Below are 16,648 nucleotides of genomic sequence, written 5' to 3'. Positions count from 1 at the left end.
GGTCAGCAGACCGCGTCCGGCAGGGTGATCGGCACCTGCTGCCGGTCACCGGGCGTGAAGCGGCGGCCGAACACCTCGCACAGCCGCCCCCGCCAGGTGTCCGGGTCGAGCCGGAGCAGGTCGGTGGAGTAGCCCGCGGCGCCGTCGCCGCCCTTGAGGCGCAGCAGCAGCGAGCCGTCGGGCGAGATGTCGAGGAAGTCCTGGGCCTGGCGGAAGGTGTAGCCCTCCTCGTAGGACACCCCGGTCTCGCCGAGCCCGAAGACGCTGATCTCCCGCTCGCGGAACAGGAACAGCCGGCCCGCGTTCTCCGGCATGATCGAGGTCATGCGCTCGCCGCCGCGGATGTTCTCGCCCGACGAGCGCAGCGGGCCGAGCACCTTCCTGAGCGGGTGGGTGAGCCACACCTCGGGCAGCATGCCGCTGCGGAACAGCAGCAGGTGGGTGCCCGCGTGGTCGAAGACGAACCCGCTGACGACGTCGGAGCCCACGGTCAGCCGGCGGTCCTTGACCTCCTCGCCGGTACGCAGGTCGATCGTGCGCAGGTGGTCGGCGCCCTGCACGGCGACCATCAGGTGGCCGTCGTTCCACGGGCTGACCTGCACCTCGGTGACCACCGTGCCGGGGCCGGCGACGTCGAAGGCGCTCTTGCGGCGGCCGGTGGCGGGCTCCCAGCGCTCCAGGCGGCGGCCGGCGAAGGTGAACAGGTCGCCGTCCTTGAAGAAGTAGGTCAGGTGCGTGCCCTCGGGCGGCCGGGCGGTGGTGACCTCGGTGACGGGGGACAGCGAGGGCAGCGCGCGGATGGCGACCCTGGTGGCGGTGACGGCGTCGGCGAGCAGGCGTCCTGACGCGTCCACGACGGGGTCGCCGTCGGCGTCGAGGCCCTTCGGGCTCTTGGCGCGGGAGACGTCGGCCAGGGTGCGCTGCGGCTCGCCGGTCTCCATCAGGCGCAGCCGGGCGCCGCCGTCGGCCTGGGCGACCATCCGGGTGCCGCCCTGGAGCAGCGCCGGGTTGCCGATGAGCTGCTCGCCGTCGCGCAGCGCGGTCAGCACCAGGGTGTCGGGCGACCTGGTGAGCAGCTCCTGCGCGCCGGGCGCGCCCACCAGCGCGACCGGGGCGGCGCTGGTCTGGGCGTCGATCCAGGTGCGCGACAGGGTCAGGCCGCCGGCCAGGTCGACCAGCTCCCAGCCGGAGGCGCCCTGCTCGGCCACGCGCTTTCCCTCCCGGTCGACGACGAAGGCGCCGCACGGGCGTCCGGCCTGGAAGCCGCCCAGCCGCTCGCCGTCGCGCACCGCGAACCCCGTGTACGTGGCGGCGCGGCCGTCGTCGCTGGTCCGGCAGGTCACGGCGGTGGCGCCGTCGCCGGAGACGGCCAGGCCGTCGGCCGGGCCGAGCTCGCGGATAGTCAGCTGCCGCCACACCGGGCTGCCCTTGCTGCTGAACACCTTGGCCACGCCCTTCTCCCGGACGACCAGGGTGGTGGCGTCGGGGCCGAAGCGCACCAGGTCGGCGGGCAGGTCGTACACCCAGGTGCGGGGCGTGCCGTCGGTGCCGAGCGACTGGAGCACGAGCTTCTTCGGGCCCGCGGTGACGATCCAGCCGTCGTCGCCGTCCGCCCTGACGTCGGCGGCGGGCTCGTCGGCGGCGAGCCCGTCGGCCGGGGCCGGCCGGTCCTGGCGGGCCAGGACGTGCCCCTGGTCGAGCAGCTCGCCGTCGCGCGGGTCGACACGGTGCCAGACCACGCCGCCGTCGTCGAGGGCGTAGGCGATCAGGCCGCCGTCGGCGGAGACGGCGGGCCGGCTGGTGCCGCCCCGGTCGGGCAGGTGGGCGGGCCGGTAGCGGCCGTCGGGGCCGCGGGTGAACAGCGTGGCGCGGCCGGAGGCGGAGGTGGTGGTGGCCAGCAGGACGCGCGCGTCGTCGCTGGCGTCGGCGGCCGTGATGGAGCCGAGCGCGCCCGTGGCCACGCCCTTGGTGTACCGGTGTTCGACGTAACGCTGCAGGAGCTGGGCCCTGGCCTCCTGGGTGGGCGCCGAACGGTAGGCGCCGACGGCCAGCAGCGACGACAGCTCGGGGTCGCGTTCGGCCAGGTCGGCCGAGGCGCCCGCCAGGGCGCGGGAGCGGGACTCGGCGGCCCGCTGCTCGCCGATCCGGCCCTGGTAGAACGTCCAGGCGACCAGCGAGACGACCGTCAGCAGCGCCACCCCCGCGCCGGTGATCGCGCTCCGGCGGCGCAGCGTGCGCCGCTGCTGACGGCGGCGGCCCTGGTCCAGGTAGTCGCGCTCGTCCTCGGTCAGGTCGCCGGGGCGTTCGGCGAGCCAGCGGGCGGCGGCGGCCAGCTCGGGCGGGCCGGGGAGCCGGTCGGGGGCGCGGTCGGCCTGCCGCCAGCGGCCCATGTCCTGGTGGAGCAGGTCGCGCCATTCGAGGAACTTCAGGTCGGCGGCCACGATCCCGGCCAGCCGGGGCCATTCGGTGATCAGCGCCTCGTGGGCCAGCTCCACGGTCTGGCGGCCGTCCTCGCCGGTGTCCATGACGAGCAGCCGCCCGGCGGCCAGCCGGCCGGCCGTCAGCCAGCGCTGTTCCCCCGCCTCCTCGCGGGTGACCCGGCGGCGCAGCGGCGCGTGCGCGCCGGCGGCGACCCGGACGAGCCGGGACAGCAGTTCCTCCCCGGCCGCGGTGTCCTGCTCGGGCACGCACGCCGCCCAGACCTGCTCGGCCTGGGCGCCCAGGGCCCCGCGTACGCCGCGGCACGCCTCGTAGGAGGTGTGGGTGATGCGGCCGCCCTGCTGCTCGTGCCAGAGGCGGTCCAGCAGGAAGCCGATCAGCGGCAGGGCGCCGGGCGCGCTGCCGGCGTCGCCCAGGATGCGGTCGACCAGGCCGGGGTCGTACGTCACGGCGGGGACGGCGTCCAGCGGCGCCTCGACGGCCTGCCGGAGCTGGTCGCGGGTCATGGGGGTGAGCCCGTAGGTCTCGCGGCCGAGCGAGCCGCCGAGCGCGGGATGGGACAGGGCGGCGGGCAGGAAGTCGGCGCGCAGCGTGAACAGCACCCGGACGGCCGGGCAGGCGCGGGCCGCGGCCAGCACCCCGGCCGCCTCGTCCACCTGCTCGGGGTCGCCGACCAGCAGTTCCTCGGCCTGGTCGACGACGAGCAGCAGCCCGGTGGCGCCGGTGTCGCGCAGGACCTGGGCGACGACGTCGGGCAGCCGGCCGTTCCTCAGCGGCTCGCGCAGCGCGTCGGCCCTGGCCAGCGCGTCGGCCCCGGTCAGGCCCGGGTGCGACAGGGCGGCCAGTTCGGCGGCCAGCGCGTCGGGCCAGGACCGCACGGCCGAGGGCCGCAGGACGGCGACCTGGCAGCCCTGGCGGCGCATGGCGGGCACCACCCCGGCCAGCGCCAGCGAGGACTTGCCGCAGCCGGACGGGCCGGTGAGCGTGACCTCGGGGTGGGCCTGGAGGAGGCGGGCGATCCGGGCGGTCTCCACGTCGCGGCCGAAGAAGACGGCGGCGTCGCCCTCGCGGAAGGCCGACAACCCGCGGAACGGCGAGGCCGGCCGTACGGTCGCGGCCAGGGCGGGGACGGCGCGGGTGAGCGACCGGGTGGGGATCACAAACGCCTGGCGGGGCCCGCCGGGCTGGGCCGCGACCACCATGCCGACGACGTCGCCGAGCTCGACGTCCCAGACGGGGCTGCCGCTGAAGCCGCTCTCGATCGGCACGCCGCTGGGGTCGTCGGGGGCGCACTGGAGCCAGCCCTGCTGGGTGCCGCCGAGCAGCCGGCCGGTGTGCCAGCCGCCGCCGCGCAGGCCGTGCGGGAACCCGGCCACGACGACCCGGTGGCCCCACAGGCTGCGCGGCTCGGCCATGCGCAGCGGGCGTCCGCCCGGGGGCGCGGCGTCCAGGCGCAGGACGGCTATGTCGCCCGAGCCGTCGGCGGCGGTGTGGACCCAGTGCTCGACGTGGGCGCGCACGGGCGCGTGCTCGCCGGCGAAGGGCAGCTCGACGGTGACCCAGGCGCCCGGCGGGGGCGGGCCGTCGGCCTGGCCCAGGGCGCCGGAGACGACGTGCGCGCAGGTCAGGGCGCGGTCGGGCGCGATGAGGAAGCCCGCGCCCGCCACGTCCCCCTCGGGGCCGCGCACGCGCAGGACGGCGAAGTTCAGCGCCTCGTCAGGCCCCGTTTCCATCACTTACGGTCACCGTCCGTCACTCCGGGTCGTCAGGTGAGCCAGTATGGCCGCTGGGCGGGGGCGGCGTTTGCCGTTCCTTGACATGCGAGAAGGGCGTCCCCCGCGGGGAACGCCCTTCACTCGTGCGTGCGTGTTACTTCTTGACCGACAGCGGGGCCGTGCCGGTGTCCTGCTGACGCCAGGCACCCGTGTCGAACGCCACCGGAGCAGCCTTCCTGCCCACACCGTCACCCCACTTGGTGACCACATACTGGATCTTGATGTGACCCTCGCCCTTCACACCGTCCACACCCAGCGTGTCCGGGTTGAACCGGCCACCGGTCAGCTCGGCGAACGTCTTGGCGTCCAGGTCCAGCATCACCCCACGACTGGAGGGGTCACCAGGACCACGGTCACCCACGAAGAACGGCAGCTTCTTACCCTGGTAGACCACGTAACCCTCGGTCATCAGCGGCCACGACGGCGAAGCCGCCAGACCCTTCTGCATCGGCTTACCGGCCGCCGGCAGACCCGTGTCACCAGCACGACCCGAGGAGTCGTCCCAGAAATACGAAGCCGTCGTCGAACCGGCCAGCACACCCCGACCGCTCACATCCGCATCAGCGCTGGCCGGATGCGCGGCGGCACCGATCGTCAGCGCCGACAGAGCAGCGGCCGAAAGCATGGCGAAAGAACGCAGGCGAGCAGTCATCAGCAGTCTCCTTGGTGACATCGATCATCAGGGGGGCATGCGCTCGCTTGACTCAGACAAGACATGAAGGTCGTAGCCGGGCACAAACGCCATCGGTCGCTACGTGGAGCGCAATGGGGGCGGACCCGAATGGGTCACTCACCCGCCGATAGGTACAACACTAACCCAAGAAACGGACAAACGCAAACCAAACACCCTAAAACAGGCAAAGATCTACCCCTGTACCGTAAACCCCGGGCAAGCAACCCCAACATGGGCAAAAGCCCAGGTCACTGGCGCGCGGGTGTCCGTATGTAAACCCCGGGCAACGCGCGGGCATTCCCGGCCCCCGCGAACGCCATGACCTGGGCACGAACCGCGCGGCGGTCACGGCCTCCGGTAGTCGGCCGCCACCCCCACCAGCGAGATCAGGCCCGCGGCGAACTCCATCGCCTCGGCGTGCCCCTCCTCGAACGGCGGCTGGAAGCCCACGCCCTCCCACGTCCGGGCCGTCGGGTTCCACAGGTCGGCGCCGACCTCGAAGTCCCAGCCGTAGATGCCGTGGTCGTACCAGAGCTCGTCGGCGGAGTTGCCGGCCGCCGAGTAGAGCACGTCGGTCACCGGCCCGGTCTGCTGCGGCCAGATGACCGTGCCGCGCTCGGCGGCGATGGCCTGCTCGATCGTGCGGGCCGAGCGCATGAAGTACGCCTCCTCCTGGGCGCTCGGCCTGGGCAGCGCCACCCGGCCGTCGAGCTTGTACGCCCCGGGCGGCCACATGAAGTACCCGCCGTAGCTGTGCACGTTCATGGCGAACCGGATGTTGCGGTACGTCTTGGCCAGCCACATCACGTTGCGGCTCTCCGGCTCCGAATGTTCGGCCGGCCCGGCGTACGTGCCGCTCTGGCAGTTGGCCGAGGCGCCGAAGTAGCCGTCCGACAGGGAGCCGACGGCGTAGTTGCGGTTGACGTCCACGCCCCAGGTGTTGCGCTGCGCCGGGTCGGACTGCGCGGCCGGGCAGTGGTTGGTCATGTTCTTCCGCTGGCCGTTGAAGTCGTAGAAGCTGTAGTTCGCGCCGTCGGGGTTGACGGTGGGGACGATGAAGATGTCGGTGCGCTGCAGCAGCCTGCGGGTGGCGGGGTCGCGGGCGTAGTTGCGCAGCAGCCGCTCGGCGGCCTCTACGGTGACCAGCGGCGCCACCCATTCCCTGGCGTGCTCCTGGGCGTAGGCCAGCACGCCGGTGCGCGAGCCGTCGCGGTGGACGCCGACGCGCAGCGCCAGCACCCGCATGGGCTTGCGGGAGACGTCGGCGGGCGCCTTGAGCGAGTCGGTGAGCCGGGTGGCGGGGGCCGCGGCCATGACACCGGCGCCGGGGTCGGTGCGGTAGGCGGCGGCCTTGAGCCCGGTGCCCGCCGTGGCGTTGATCGCGGCGACGACCTGGGCGGCGGTGCTGACCGGCGTGCCGGAGCCGTCGGTGGCCAGGCTCACCGTCACCTGCCTGCCGGCCACGCTCACCTGGATCGGCCGGTCCGGCGCGCCGGGGGCGGCCAGCTCGACGGACAGGTCGTTGCCGCCCTCGGAGCCGTAGGCGTCGGAGGTGGCCACGATCGCGGCGCCGGGCGGCGTGCCGATCAGCGCCTGGGCGCGGCGGCGGTAGCCGTTGGTGAGGTTGGGCAGCGGGATGACGTCGGTGAGGGCCGGGTACCGCCGGTGCAGCGCCTGGATGCGCTCGTTGAGCTGGGCGGGCGGCATGTACTGGGTGACGAAGTCCTTCTGGTAGCCCGGCGCCCGGTGGTCGGGGCGCTCCCTGTCGGGCCATTCCCGGACGCGGGCCTCGGCCTTGCCGCCGGTCGCCGAGGTGACCGTGACGCGCTGCGGCTCGGCCGTCACCGGGGCGGGCGTGCTGAACTGGTGGCCCAGGTAGGCGCCGGCGTCCACGTACGGGACCATCGCGACCTGGCCGGTGGCGCCGCGGCGGCCCGTCCAGGTGGCGGTGAGTGCGGCCGTCTCGCCCGCGCTGCTGCTGGCCTCGACCGACAGGAAGTACCCGTCGCGGGACTTGTACCAGACGGCCCGTTCGATGACGATCTGGTCCTGCGCGGCGGTGGCGGACGGCGCCTGCCGCGCGGCGGGCGGCGTGCCGGACGCCAGGCCCACGCCGATCGCCCTCAGCTCGGCGAGCTTGCCGGCCGTGAGCACGGCGTCCACCTGGACGCTGCCGTCGGCCTGCGGACGGACCCGCTCGGTCAGGTCGGCGCCGGAGGCGACCAGCCGCTCCATCGCGGCCCTGTCGGGCACGGAGAGCGTGACCAGCGACGCCGGCTCGGGATCGGCCGGCCCCGCCACCGCCGGCAGCGACGACGGCCCGGAGGCGAGGAACGTCGAGACGACGATCATCAAGATGACTGCGGACGCCCTCAAGCCACGCATCGGCTCCTCCAGGATCACCGGTATCCCGATCATTGAAAGCCGACTTGACCCAACCGGCAAGACCCAGTTTCACCTTTCTGTGGAGGCGGCGACGTCCCGAATCGCCGCGACGACGAGATCGGGCTGCCGATGGTGCACGTAGTGCTCGGAGGTGCCGGCCACCACCACCCGGCCGCGCGTGGACCGGGCGGCCACGCGTCGGGCCTGGTCGAGGGCGCTGCGCGGCCCGCCGGACGGGATGACGACCACGACCGGCGGCCCGCCCGGCCCCTCCGCCGTACCGGCGACCTCCCGCGCGCTGTCCAGCGAGGCCCACGCCTCGGCCCTGGCGGCGGCCATGCTGCCCGGCCCGTAGACGACGGGGGCGGCGGCGCGCGCCGCGGAGGTGGCGTCGCCGGGCACCAGAAGGTCCCCGGCCAGCCGGAGCAGGCCGATCCTGGCCAGCGCCTGGTTGGCGGTGAGCTGGGCGGCCATCAGCGGCCGGGACACCCGCATGGCCGCCACGGCCCCCTCGTCGGTGGCGTCGATCAGCACCAGGCCCGCCGTCACGTCCGGGTACCGGACGGCGAACAGGCGGACGATCTGGCCGCCGTAGGAGTGCCCGGCCAGGACGTACGGGCCGGGCTCGCCCGCGGCGGCCAGCAGCGCGCGCAGTTCCCCGGCCGCCCGGCCCGCCGTGCGCGGCCCCGGGCCCTCCTCGCTCCAGGCGTAGCCGGCCCGGTCGTAGGAGCACACGCGCAGCCCGGCCGACAACCGCCGCTGGACCACCTCCCAGCTCGCGCTGGACTCGACCAGGCCCGCCTCCAGCACCACCACCGGGCCGCCGGACCCCGTGCAGCGCAGGTGCAGGTGGTGGCCGCCGACGTTCACCAGGCGGCCCGGGGGCGGGTAGCGGGTGGCGTCGCCGCGCCGGGCGGCGGTCTCGTAGCCGAGCCCCGCGCAGGCGGCCACCAGCAGCAGCCCCGCGCACCAGGCGGCCGTCCGCCGCGCTCTTCTCATGCCACCGAATCTAGGGAGCCGGCCGCCGGGTTTCCTCGTCCTGGCGGGCGAACGCGGGCTGGGAGCGGGGTCCCGGAGTGCCGTCCTTCAGCGGGAGGAGGCCGCGCGGCAGGCCAGCTGGAGGGCCAGGCGTTGCCGCGGGTCGGCGAGGTCGGCCTGGAGCAGGGTCTCGATGCGGCGCACGTTCCTGCTGACGGCGTTGCGGTGCAGGTGCAGCTCCTCGGCGGCGCGGGCGGGCGAGCCGTTGTGGTCGAGGTAGGCGCGCAGGATGGCCAGGAGGTGGGCGGCCCGCTCGCCGCCGAGGTCGAGGATCGGTTGCAGCAGCTCCCTGACGGCGTGCTGGGCGGCGTCGGAGGCGTACCACTCCTCCAGCATCCGGTCGAGGCCGGCCAGGTCGTAGGTGGCCAGCGGCAGGGTGCTGCGGCGCAGGGCCGTACGCGCCTCGGAGGCCGAGGTGCGCAGGCCGAGCAGGCCCTGGTGGGCGGTGCTGACCCCGCAACGCAGCTCGGCGCCCGCCGGGCGGACCCGGTCGAGCAGGCGGGCGGCGTCGCGCACCGCCTCGCGCAGGCCCGCCCTGCCCTGGTCGCGCCGCTGGCTGCGGACCACGATGAGCGCGTCGCCGGCGAGCGCGGCGTTCCAGGCGGCGCCGCCCAGCTCGCGGGCCGCGCGCACGGCCCGCGAGGCGGCGGTCTCCAGCAGGGCGTAGCGTTCCTGGCCGCCGTCGGCCGGGCCGTCCGCGGCGGCGTCCGGGGTTTTGGCGGGGTCCTTCGCGGGTTCCAGGCGCAGGACGACGTGCCAGTCGTCGATCGGCAGGCCAAGGGCCCTGGCGCGGGGGGCCAGCTCCTGCGCCTGGTTCTCGGGGGCGACCAGCAGCTCGGTGAGCAGCTGGGCGCGGGAGCGTCCGGGCAGCTCGTCGGACGGGCCCGCGGCGGCGGCCAGGGCGGCGAGCCTGAGCACGATCCCGGCGGCCCGGTCGAAGTGCGTGCCGGCGGGCCCGCCCGTCCGGGCGGTGAACGTGCCGCCCTCGGCCCGGACGGGACGGCCGAGAGCGGCGCCGGCCGCCTCCGCGATGCGCTCCGGGACGCCGCCCGCCCCCGCCACGGCCTCGGCGGCGCGCGCCGTACGGACCAGGGCCTCGGCGGCGTCGCCCGCGACGGCCCGGTCGATGGCCACCACCAGCTCCGCCAGGTCGCCGTCGGCCGCCAGCAGCGCGACCCCGCCCCGCTCGGCCAGCGCGGCGGCGCTCCGGTCGACCGCGGCCTCCAGGGCCTCCAGGGCCGCCGCGGACTCCGCGGTGAGCACGAGCGCCACGGCGCCGGCCGCGGCCGCGTCGCGCAGCGCGACGTCGAGGCGGTAGCCGGCCGCCTGCCGCGCGGCCGCGCCCGTCAGGACCAGCACCGACCCCGGCGGCTGGCCCGCGATCCGGCCCAGGTCCTCCACCAGGCGCACGCCGGAGGCCGCCGCCGGCACGCCCGGCCCGGCCAGCGGACGCAGCTCTTCCAGCAGGAACATGCCATCAGTGTGCCATCGGCACACGAAGCCCGGCAAAAAGGTGCGGCGGGAACATCCGGCTTGACCTGCGGCTTCGTAACCTCGTCAGCATGGACCTCGACACCGGGCTGCTGCCCGCCTTCGCCCGCGGCTGCGCCGTGCTCGGCTCGGGCGGCGGCGGTCCCGTGACCATCGCCCGCGCCGCGGCGCTGCAGGCGCTGGAGGACCACGGGCCGGTACGCGTCGTGCAGCCCGCCGAGCTGGACCCCGAGCTGCTGGTCATGCCCGTGGGCACCGCGGGCTCCTCGGCCGTGATGTCCGAACGCGTCGGCGGCACCGACGAGCCCGTCTACCTGCGTGACAAGATCGAGGAGCTGTACGGCGCGCCCGTCGGCGCGGTGCTGGCCAGCGAGATCGGCGGCGCCAACGGCTGCCTGGCGGTGGCCTGGGCGGCCCGCGTCAGCCTGCCGCTGGTGGACGCCGACGGGATGAGCCGCGCCTTCCCCCGCATGGACCAGACGGTGATGCAGCTGCGCGGCATCGCGCCCACCCCGGCCGTGCTGTGCGACGAGCGCGGCCGGACCGTCGTCGTCGACCGGGTGACCGGCGGCTGGCTGGAACGGCTGGTACGGGCCTCGCTTGAGGCGTTCGGCGGCCAGGTCGCGACCAGCGAGTACATCATGCGCGGCGACCAGGTGGCCGCCTCCACCGCGCTCGGGTCGGTCAGCCGGGCCGTGCGCCTGGGGACGCGGCTGCCCGACCCGCTGGTCACCGGCAAGGTCGCGGAGACGTCCGGGTCGATCCTGGTCGAAGGGCTCGGGTACGACCAGGGGCGGCTGGTCCGCGTCCAGGCGGGCAGCGAGTTCCTGGCCGTCGTCGAGGACGGCGTGCCGCTGGCCGTGGTGCCCGACGTGATCGCGATGCTGGACACGCGTACGGGCGAGGTCGTCCAGGCCGAGCAGGTCCGGTACGGGCTGCGGGTCAGCGTGGTGCGCGTCCCCTGCGACCCGGTCTGGCACACCCCCGAGGGACTGCGGCTGGCCGGGCCCGCCGCGTTCGGTCTCACCGGACTTCCCACCCCTCCCCCACCGGCCGTGCCCCCCGTCCCCGCGACGCCGGAAACCCCGGCGGGCACGGCCTTCAGCCCCTCCCCCACCGGGTCCACCGGGCGGGAGGCGGGGGCGTGAGGGCCGGGGTGGACGTCGGGCCGACCAACACCGACGCGGCCGTCGTCGCCGACGACGGCCGGGTGCTGGCCACCGTCAAGATCGCCTCGATCCCCGGCGACCCGGTGGCCGGCGTGCGCGCCGCGCTGGAACGCCTGCCGATGGACGGCGAGCCGGTACAGGTCGCCGTCGGCCTGCGTGGGGCCGCCACCGCCGTGACCAGGCGGTCCGGGCTGCGCAAGGTGGCCGTGCTGCGCATCGCGGGCGTGTCGGCGACCGCGGTGCGCCCGCTGTCCGGCTGGCCGCCCGACCTGCGCGCCGCGGTGAACGCCGGCACCGCCGTCGTGGACGGCGGCGGCGGCCTCGACCGCGAGGACCGCACGCCCCTCGACCGCGACGCCGTGGCCCGCTTCGCCGCGGGAGTGGCCGGCACCGCGCAGGCCGTCGCCGTCGCGGGCCTGTTCTCGCCCCTGGACGGCGAGCAGGAGCGTGAGGCCGCCGAGATCGTCCGGGCGGAGCTGGGCGAGGACGTGCCGATCGCGCTGTCGGCCGACCTCGGCTCGCTCGGCCTGCTGGAACGCGAGAACGCGACCGTGCTGGACGCCGCCCTGTCGGGGTTCGCGGGCGCGGTCTCCGGCGGGCTGGCCACCGCGCTGGCGGGCCTGTGCCCGGGGGCGGCGGTGTTCGTGACCCGCGGCGACGGCACGCTGATGAGCCTGGAGCATCTGGCCCGCCATCCCGGGCTCAGCCTGGGCAGCGGCCCGGCGAGCGTGCTGCGCGGCGCCGGCGCGCTGACCGGGCTCGGTGACGCGGTGGTCGCCGACGTGGGCGCGACCCGCGTCCGGGTCGGCGTGCTGGCCGGCGGCTATCCGGAGGAGGCCGTGGGCGGCGCGGACATCGGCGGCGTGCCCGTCGGGCTGCGCATCCCCGGGCTGATCAGGGTGCCGCGGCCGGTCGACCCGACGGAGCTGGCCGAGGCCGTGGACCGGCTGCAGCCGGGTGCCGGGCTGCTGCCGCTCGTGGTCGTGGGCGGCGGTGAGCACGCCGTGCCGGAGGGGCTGCATCCCGAGCACGGGCCCGCGGCCGGCGCCATCGGCGCGGCGGTCAGCCCGGTCGGCGGCCAGTACGAGCGCATCGTCCGCCTGCCCGACCGCTCGGCGCTGCCGGCCGCGCTCGAACCCGTCGCCGAGGAGGCCAGGGCGGCGGCCGTCCGCGCCGGGGCCGATCCGCGGCGGGTGCGGGTCATCGGCGTGGAGGAGATCCCGCTCGCCTACCTGCCCGGCCCGTTCGTCCGGCTGCGCGCCCGCGCCGCCGGACCGCCCTCACTCCTGTGACCAGCCCTGAGACCAGCCCTGTGACCAGCCGCTCGTGAGCCCCCCGCTCGTGAGCCCCCGCCACGACCCCCCGACGCGAAGGAAGACCACCATGACCGACTCCGACTACCCCCTGGAGCGGGTGCCGCAGGCCGCCCGCTACTCCTGGTTCAACGTGGCCGTGCAGCGGTTCGGCCAGCTCTCCGACCTGACGCAGTTCCTGCTGGGCGCCACGCTCGGCGCCGGGCTGTCGTTCTGGGGGGCGTTCTGGGCGTTCACGCTCGGCTCGGTGATCCTGGAGGTGGTGTGCATCTTCGTCGGCATCGCCGGGATGCGCGAGGGCCTGTCCACCTCCATGCTGGCCCGCTGGACCGGTTTCGGCCGGTACGGCTCCACGATCATCGGCGTGATCATCGCCCTGAGCCTGTTCGGCTGGTTCGGCGTGCAGACCGCGGTCTTCGCCTCGGGCCTGCACTCGATCATGTCCTGGCTGCCGCTCTGGGGGTGGTCCATGATCGCGGGCATCGGCGTGACGCTGCTGGTCATCCGAGGGTTCAAGGCGATGGGGATGACGGCGTTCATCACCGTGCCGGCGTTCCTCGGCCTGGCCGGCTGGGCGATGTGGGTGGAAATTTCGCGACATGACCTGGGGTCGCTGGTGGCGTCGCCGCCGTTCGGTGAGCCGATCAGCATCGCGACCGGCGCCACCATCGTGGCCGGCTCCTACATCATCGGCGCGGTGACCACGCCCGACATGACCAGGTTCAACCGCAACACCGGCGACGTCGTCAAGCAGACCCTCGTCGGCATCTCCCTCGGCGAGTACGTGCTCGGCCTGGCCGGCGTGCTGCTGGCCTACGCGGTCAAGTCCTCGGACGTGATCGCGATCATCACGGCCTCCTCCGGCGTGATCGGCGTCATCGTCCTCATCTCGGCCACCGTGAAGATCAACAACTGGAACCTGTACTCCGCCGCGCTCGGCCTGCTCAACGCCGTGGAGTCGACGGTCGGGGTGCGGCTCAACCGGGTCGCGGTCACCATCGGCATCGGCGTGCTGGGCAGCGTGCTGGCCGCCGCCGGGATCCTGGAGCGCTTCACCGACTTCCTGCTGATCCTCGGCGTCATCACGCCCCCGTGGCCGGGATCATGGTCGCCGAGTACTTCGTGGTGCGCCGCTGGCGCCCGGTGCTGGACGCCTCGCGCGCCACCGGCACGCTGCCCGAGACCGAGCCGACGTGGGTGCCCGCCACGCTGGTCATCTGGGCCGCCGCCGCGCTGGTCGGCTGGCTCAGCGACCACTACCAGTGGATCGGCATCCCCGCCCTGAACTCCCTGATCCTCGCGGGCCTGGGCTACGTCGTCGCGGGCCGGCTCGGCCTGGTCCGCGGCACCCGCGAGGTCCCCGTCGAGCGGCCCGCGCTCACCGTCTGAGAGTCGCGGGCCGCGCTCACCGTCCGAGAGTCGCGCGGCCCGCGCCCACCGTCCGAGAAGAGAGTCCTCCTTCATGCGTATCGGCATCGACGTGGGCGGCACCAACACCGACGCCGCCCTCATCGGCGACGACGGCCAGGTGCTGGCCACCGTCAAGTCCCCCACCACCGCGGACGTCACGGGCGGCGTCGCCGCGGCCCTGGCCGGCCTGGGCGCCACCCGGGTGTCCGCAGTGATGATCGGCACCACCCACTTCGTCAACGCCCTGGTCGAGGCCGCCCGGCTGGAGCCGGTCGCGGCCGTCCGGCTCGGCCTGCCCGCCACGGCCGCCCTGCCGCCGCTGGTGGACTGGCCCGACCGCCTGCGCCGGGCGGTCGAGGGCGCGGTCTACCTGTGCCACGGCGGCTGCGAGTACGACGGCGCCTCCATCTCCCCCCTCGACCCGGACGAGCTGCGCGGCGTCGCCGCCGACATCAGGCGGCGCGGCCTGCGCACGGTCGCGATCTCCTCGGTGTTCTCCCCGGTCAGCGACGCCCACGAGCGCGAGGCCGCGCGGATCCTGGCCGCCGAGCTGGGCCCCGAGGTGCACCTGTCGCTGTCCTGCGAGATCGGCCGGGTCGGCCTGCTGGCCAGGGAGAACGCCACGATCGTGAACGCCGCCCTGCGCCCGCTGGCCGGCCGGACCGTGGCCGCCTTCGGCGAGGCGCTGCGGGTGGCCGGGATCGACGCGCCGCTGTTCCTGTCCCAGAACGACGGCACCCTCATGGACGTGGAGCAGGCGCGCCGCTACCCGGTGGCCACGTTCGCGTCGGGGCCGACGAACTCGATGCGCGGCGCGGCGTACCTGTCGGGGCTGACCGACTGCGCGGTGGTGGACATCGGCGGCACCACGTCCGACGTGGGCATCCTGGTCGGCGGGTTCCCGCGGGAGGCCGCCGGGGAGGCGCTGGTCGCCGAGGTGCGCACCAACTTCCGCATCCCCGACGTGCTGTCGATCGGCATCGGCGGCGGCTCGCTGGTCGCCGAGGACGGCACCACCGGCCCGCGCAGCGTCGGCTACCGGCTGACCGAGGAGGCGCTGGTGTTCGGCGGCGGCACGCTGACCGCCACCGACCTGGCCGTGGCCGCCGGGCTGGCCGACATCGGCGACCGCGACAGGGTCGCCCACGTCGACCCGCAGCGCCCGCTCAAGCTCATCGCCGAGCGCGTCTCGGAGGCGGTCGACCGCATGCGCACCTCGTCCGCGCCGCTGCCCGTCGTGCTGGTCGGCGGCGGCAGCGTGCTCATCCAGGAGCTGCCGGGCTTCGACGACGTGCGCCGCCCGGCGCACTTCGAGGTGGCCAACGCGGTCGGCGCGGCCATCGCCCAGGTCGGCGGCGAGGTGGACCGGGTCTTCTCCGGCCCGCGCGAGCGCATCCTGGAGGAGGCCAAGAGCGAGGCGATCATCCGCGCCGAGCGCGGCGGCGCCCGCGCGGGCAGCGTGCGGATCGTGGACGTGGAGGAGCTGCCGCTCGCCTACCTGCCCGGCGACGCCACCCGGATCAGGGTGAAGGCCGTCGGCGACCTGGACCTGGAGAAGATCGATGCGTGAGATCGGAATCGACCGGCTGGACGACATGGCGCGCGGCGCCGGGATCCTCGGCACCGGCGGCGGCGGCGACCCGTACGTGGGCAAGCTGCTGGCCCGCGAGGCCATCCGCAGGCACGGTCCCGTGCCGCTGGTGGCCATCGACGAGGTGCCCGCGGACGCGACCGTCGTGGCGGTCTCGGGCATGGGGGCGCCGACCGTGCTGCTGGAGAAGCTGCCCGCGGGCACCGAGGAGCTGACCGCGCTGCGCGCCCTGGAGGCGGTGCTCGGCCGTCCGGCCACGCACATCGTGCCCATCGAGGTCGGCGGCGTGAACTCGATGATCCCGATCGCCGCCGCCGCGCAGGCGGGCCTGCCGATCGTGGACGGCGACGCGATGGGCCGCGCCTTCCCCGAGGCCCAGATGGTGCTGCCGACGCTGATCGGCGTGCCCAACACGCCCATGGCGCTGGCCGACGACAAGGGCAACACGCTGGTGCTGGAGACGGTGTCCAACGTGTGGGCCGAGCGCCTGGCCAGGGCGGCGTGCGTGCAGATGGGCTGCCAGGTCTCCTGCGCCGACACCGTCATGCGCGGCGACCAGCTGCGCGACGGTCTGGTGCCGGCCACGCTGACGCTGGCCGAGGACCTGGGCCGGGCCGTGCGGCTGGCCCGCGCCGGGCACGCCGACCCGGTGGCGGCGGCCCTGGACGTGCTGGGCGGCCTGAAGCTGTTCACCGGCAAGGTCGTGGACGTCGAGCGCCGCACCACCGGCGGCTTCGCCCGCGGCCAGGCCCGCCTGGAGGGCACCGGCACGCTGGAGCTCAGCTTCCAGAACGAGCACCTGCTGGCCCGCCGGGACGGCGAGATCGTGGCCACCACGCCCGACCTGATCTGCGTGCTGGACACCGACTCGGGCGAGCCGGTCACCACCGAGGCCATGCGCTACGGCCTGCGCGTCACGGTCATCGCCGTGCCCTGCGACCCGCGCTGGACCTCGCCGGGCGGGCTGGAGCTGGCCGGGCCGCGGTACTTCGGGTACGACTGCGACTACCGGCCGCTCGCCACGACCCCGGCGTAGACCCAGCGGCCGTCGAGCCGGACGAACCTGCTGTGCTCGTCGAGCACCCCCGGCACCCGCCGGTTGACGAAGTGGGCGCGGAACCGCACCGTGCCCTCGGTGTGGACGGGGCTGCCGCCGGTGCTCTCCAGCACCTCCAGCTCCGTCCACGCGACCTTCCTGTCGAGGTCGAGGCGGGCCGGGCGGTCGGCGGGATGCCAGGTGGCCATGAGATAGGCCTCGTCGCCCACGGCGAACGCGCTGAACCTGGACCGCATGAGCGACTCCGCGGTGGGGGCCGACCCCTCACCGCGGTGGTATCTCCCGCAGCAGTCCGCATAGGACGCGG

12 protein-coding genes are annotated in these 16,648 nt (G+C 75.1%); 6 read left to right on the top strand and 6 right to left on the bottom strand.

Annotation, left to right across the window (positions count from 1 at the left end):
- Window positions 1-2: 2 nt before the first annotated feature.
- From ACNF49_RS23150 to ACNF49_RS23130, 5 genes are all read right to left on the bottom strand, one after another.
- On the bottom strand, window positions 3-4,172 hold the full coding sequence (locus ACNF49_RS23150) for an nSTAND1 domain-containing NTPase (RefSeq protein ID WP_482944960.1): 4,170 nt from the start codon (window positions 4,170-4,172) through the stop codon (window positions 3-5).
- Between the two features lie 136 nt (window positions 4,173-4,308).
- A complete protein-coding gene (locus tag ACNF49_RS23145; protein ID WP_482944959.1) occupies window positions 4,309-4,866 on the bottom strand; it encodes a hypothetical protein in 558 nt (185 codons plus the stop codon).
- A gap of 366 nt (window positions 4,867-5,232) precedes the next feature.
- Window positions 5,233-7,239: a M14 family zinc carboxypeptidase gene (locus tag ACNF49_RS23140; RefSeq protein ID WP_482944958.1), complete on the bottom strand. Its 2,007-nt coding sequence runs from the start codon at window positions 7,237-7,239 to the stop codon at window positions 5,233-5,235.
- Window positions 7,240-7,341: 102 nt separating this feature from the next.
- Complete coding sequence (locus ACNF49_RS23135) at window positions 7,342-8,271, bottom strand: alpha/beta fold hydrolase (RefSeq protein ID WP_482944957.1); 930 nt, start codon at window positions 8,269-8,271, stop codon at window positions 7,342-7,344.
- An 87-nt stretch (window positions 8,272-8,358) separates the two neighbouring features.
- The gene (locus ACNF49_RS23130; protein WP_357983219.1) at window positions 8,359-9,783 is read right to left on the bottom strand and encodes a PucR family transcriptional regulator; all 1,425 of its coding nucleotides are present in this window, start codon (window positions 9,781-9,783) and stop codon (window positions 8,359-8,361) included.
- Between the two features lie 89 nt (window positions 9,784-9,872).
- On the opposite strand from ACNF49_RS23130, the gene ACNF49_RS23125 reads away from it, so the two are divergent.
- The 6 genes from ACNF49_RS23125 to ACNF49_RS23100 all read left to right on the top strand — a co-directional run bounded on the left by ACNF49_RS23125 (window position 9,873) and on the right by ACNF49_RS23100 (window position 16,320).
- Window positions 9,873-10,949: an S-methyl thiohydantoin desulfurase family protein gene (locus ACNF49_RS23125; RefSeq protein WP_482944956.1), complete on the top strand. Its 1,077-nt coding sequence runs from the start codon at window positions 9,873-9,875 to the stop codon at window positions 10,947-10,949.
- Window positions 10,946-12,262, top strand: coding sequence for a hydantoinase/oxoprolinase N-terminal domain-containing protein (locus tag ACNF49_RS23120; RefSeq protein WP_357983225.1), 1,317 nt, complete (start codon window positions 10,946-10,948; stop codon window positions 12,260-12,262). The genes ACNF49_RS23125 and ACNF49_RS23120 overlap by 4 nt, the downstream gene beginning before the upstream one ends.
- A 91-nt stretch (window positions 12,263-12,353) precedes the next feature.
- Window positions 12,354-13,568 (top strand): purine-cytosine permease family protein, encoded by a 1,215-nt coding sequence (locus ACNF49_RS23115; protein ID WP_482944955.1) that lies wholly within the window; start codon window positions 12,354-12,356, stop codon window positions 13,566-13,568.
- Complete coding sequence (locus ACNF49_RS23110; RefSeq protein ID WP_482944954.1) at window positions 13,481-13,672, top strand: hypothetical protein; 192 nt, start codon at window positions 13,481-13,483, stop codon at window positions 13,670-13,672. Before ACNF49_RS23115 ends, ACNF49_RS23110 begins: the two co-directional genes overlap by 88 nt.
- 73 nt (window positions 13,673-13,745) lie before the next feature.
- Window positions 13,746-15,263: a hydantoinase/oxoprolinase N-terminal domain-containing protein gene (locus ACNF49_RS23105; protein ID WP_357983231.1), complete on the top strand. Its 1,518-nt coding sequence runs from the start codon at window positions 13,746-13,748 to the stop codon at window positions 15,261-15,263.
- On the top strand, window positions 15,256-16,320 hold the full coding sequence (locus ACNF49_RS23100; RefSeq protein ID WP_352329660.1) for an S-methyl thiohydantoin desulfurase family protein: 1,065 nt from the start codon (window positions 15,256-15,258) through the stop codon (window positions 16,318-16,320). Before ACNF49_RS23105 ends, ACNF49_RS23100 begins: the two co-directional genes overlap by 8 nt.
- Here ACNF49_RS23100 and ACNF49_RS23095 read toward each other — a convergent pair.
- A complete protein-coding gene (locus tag ACNF49_RS23095) occupies window positions 16,290-16,577 on the bottom strand; it encodes a YchJ family protein (protein WP_352329658.1) in 288 nt (95 codons plus the stop codon). The genes ACNF49_RS23100 and ACNF49_RS23095 overlap by 31 nt on opposite strands.
- Between the last annotated feature and the right edge of the window lie 71 nt (window positions 16,578-16,648).

It is taken from the genome of Actinomadura sp. ATCC 39365, from assembly GCF_054392275.1.
This window is presented reverse-complemented; position numbering and strand designations above follow the sequence as displayed.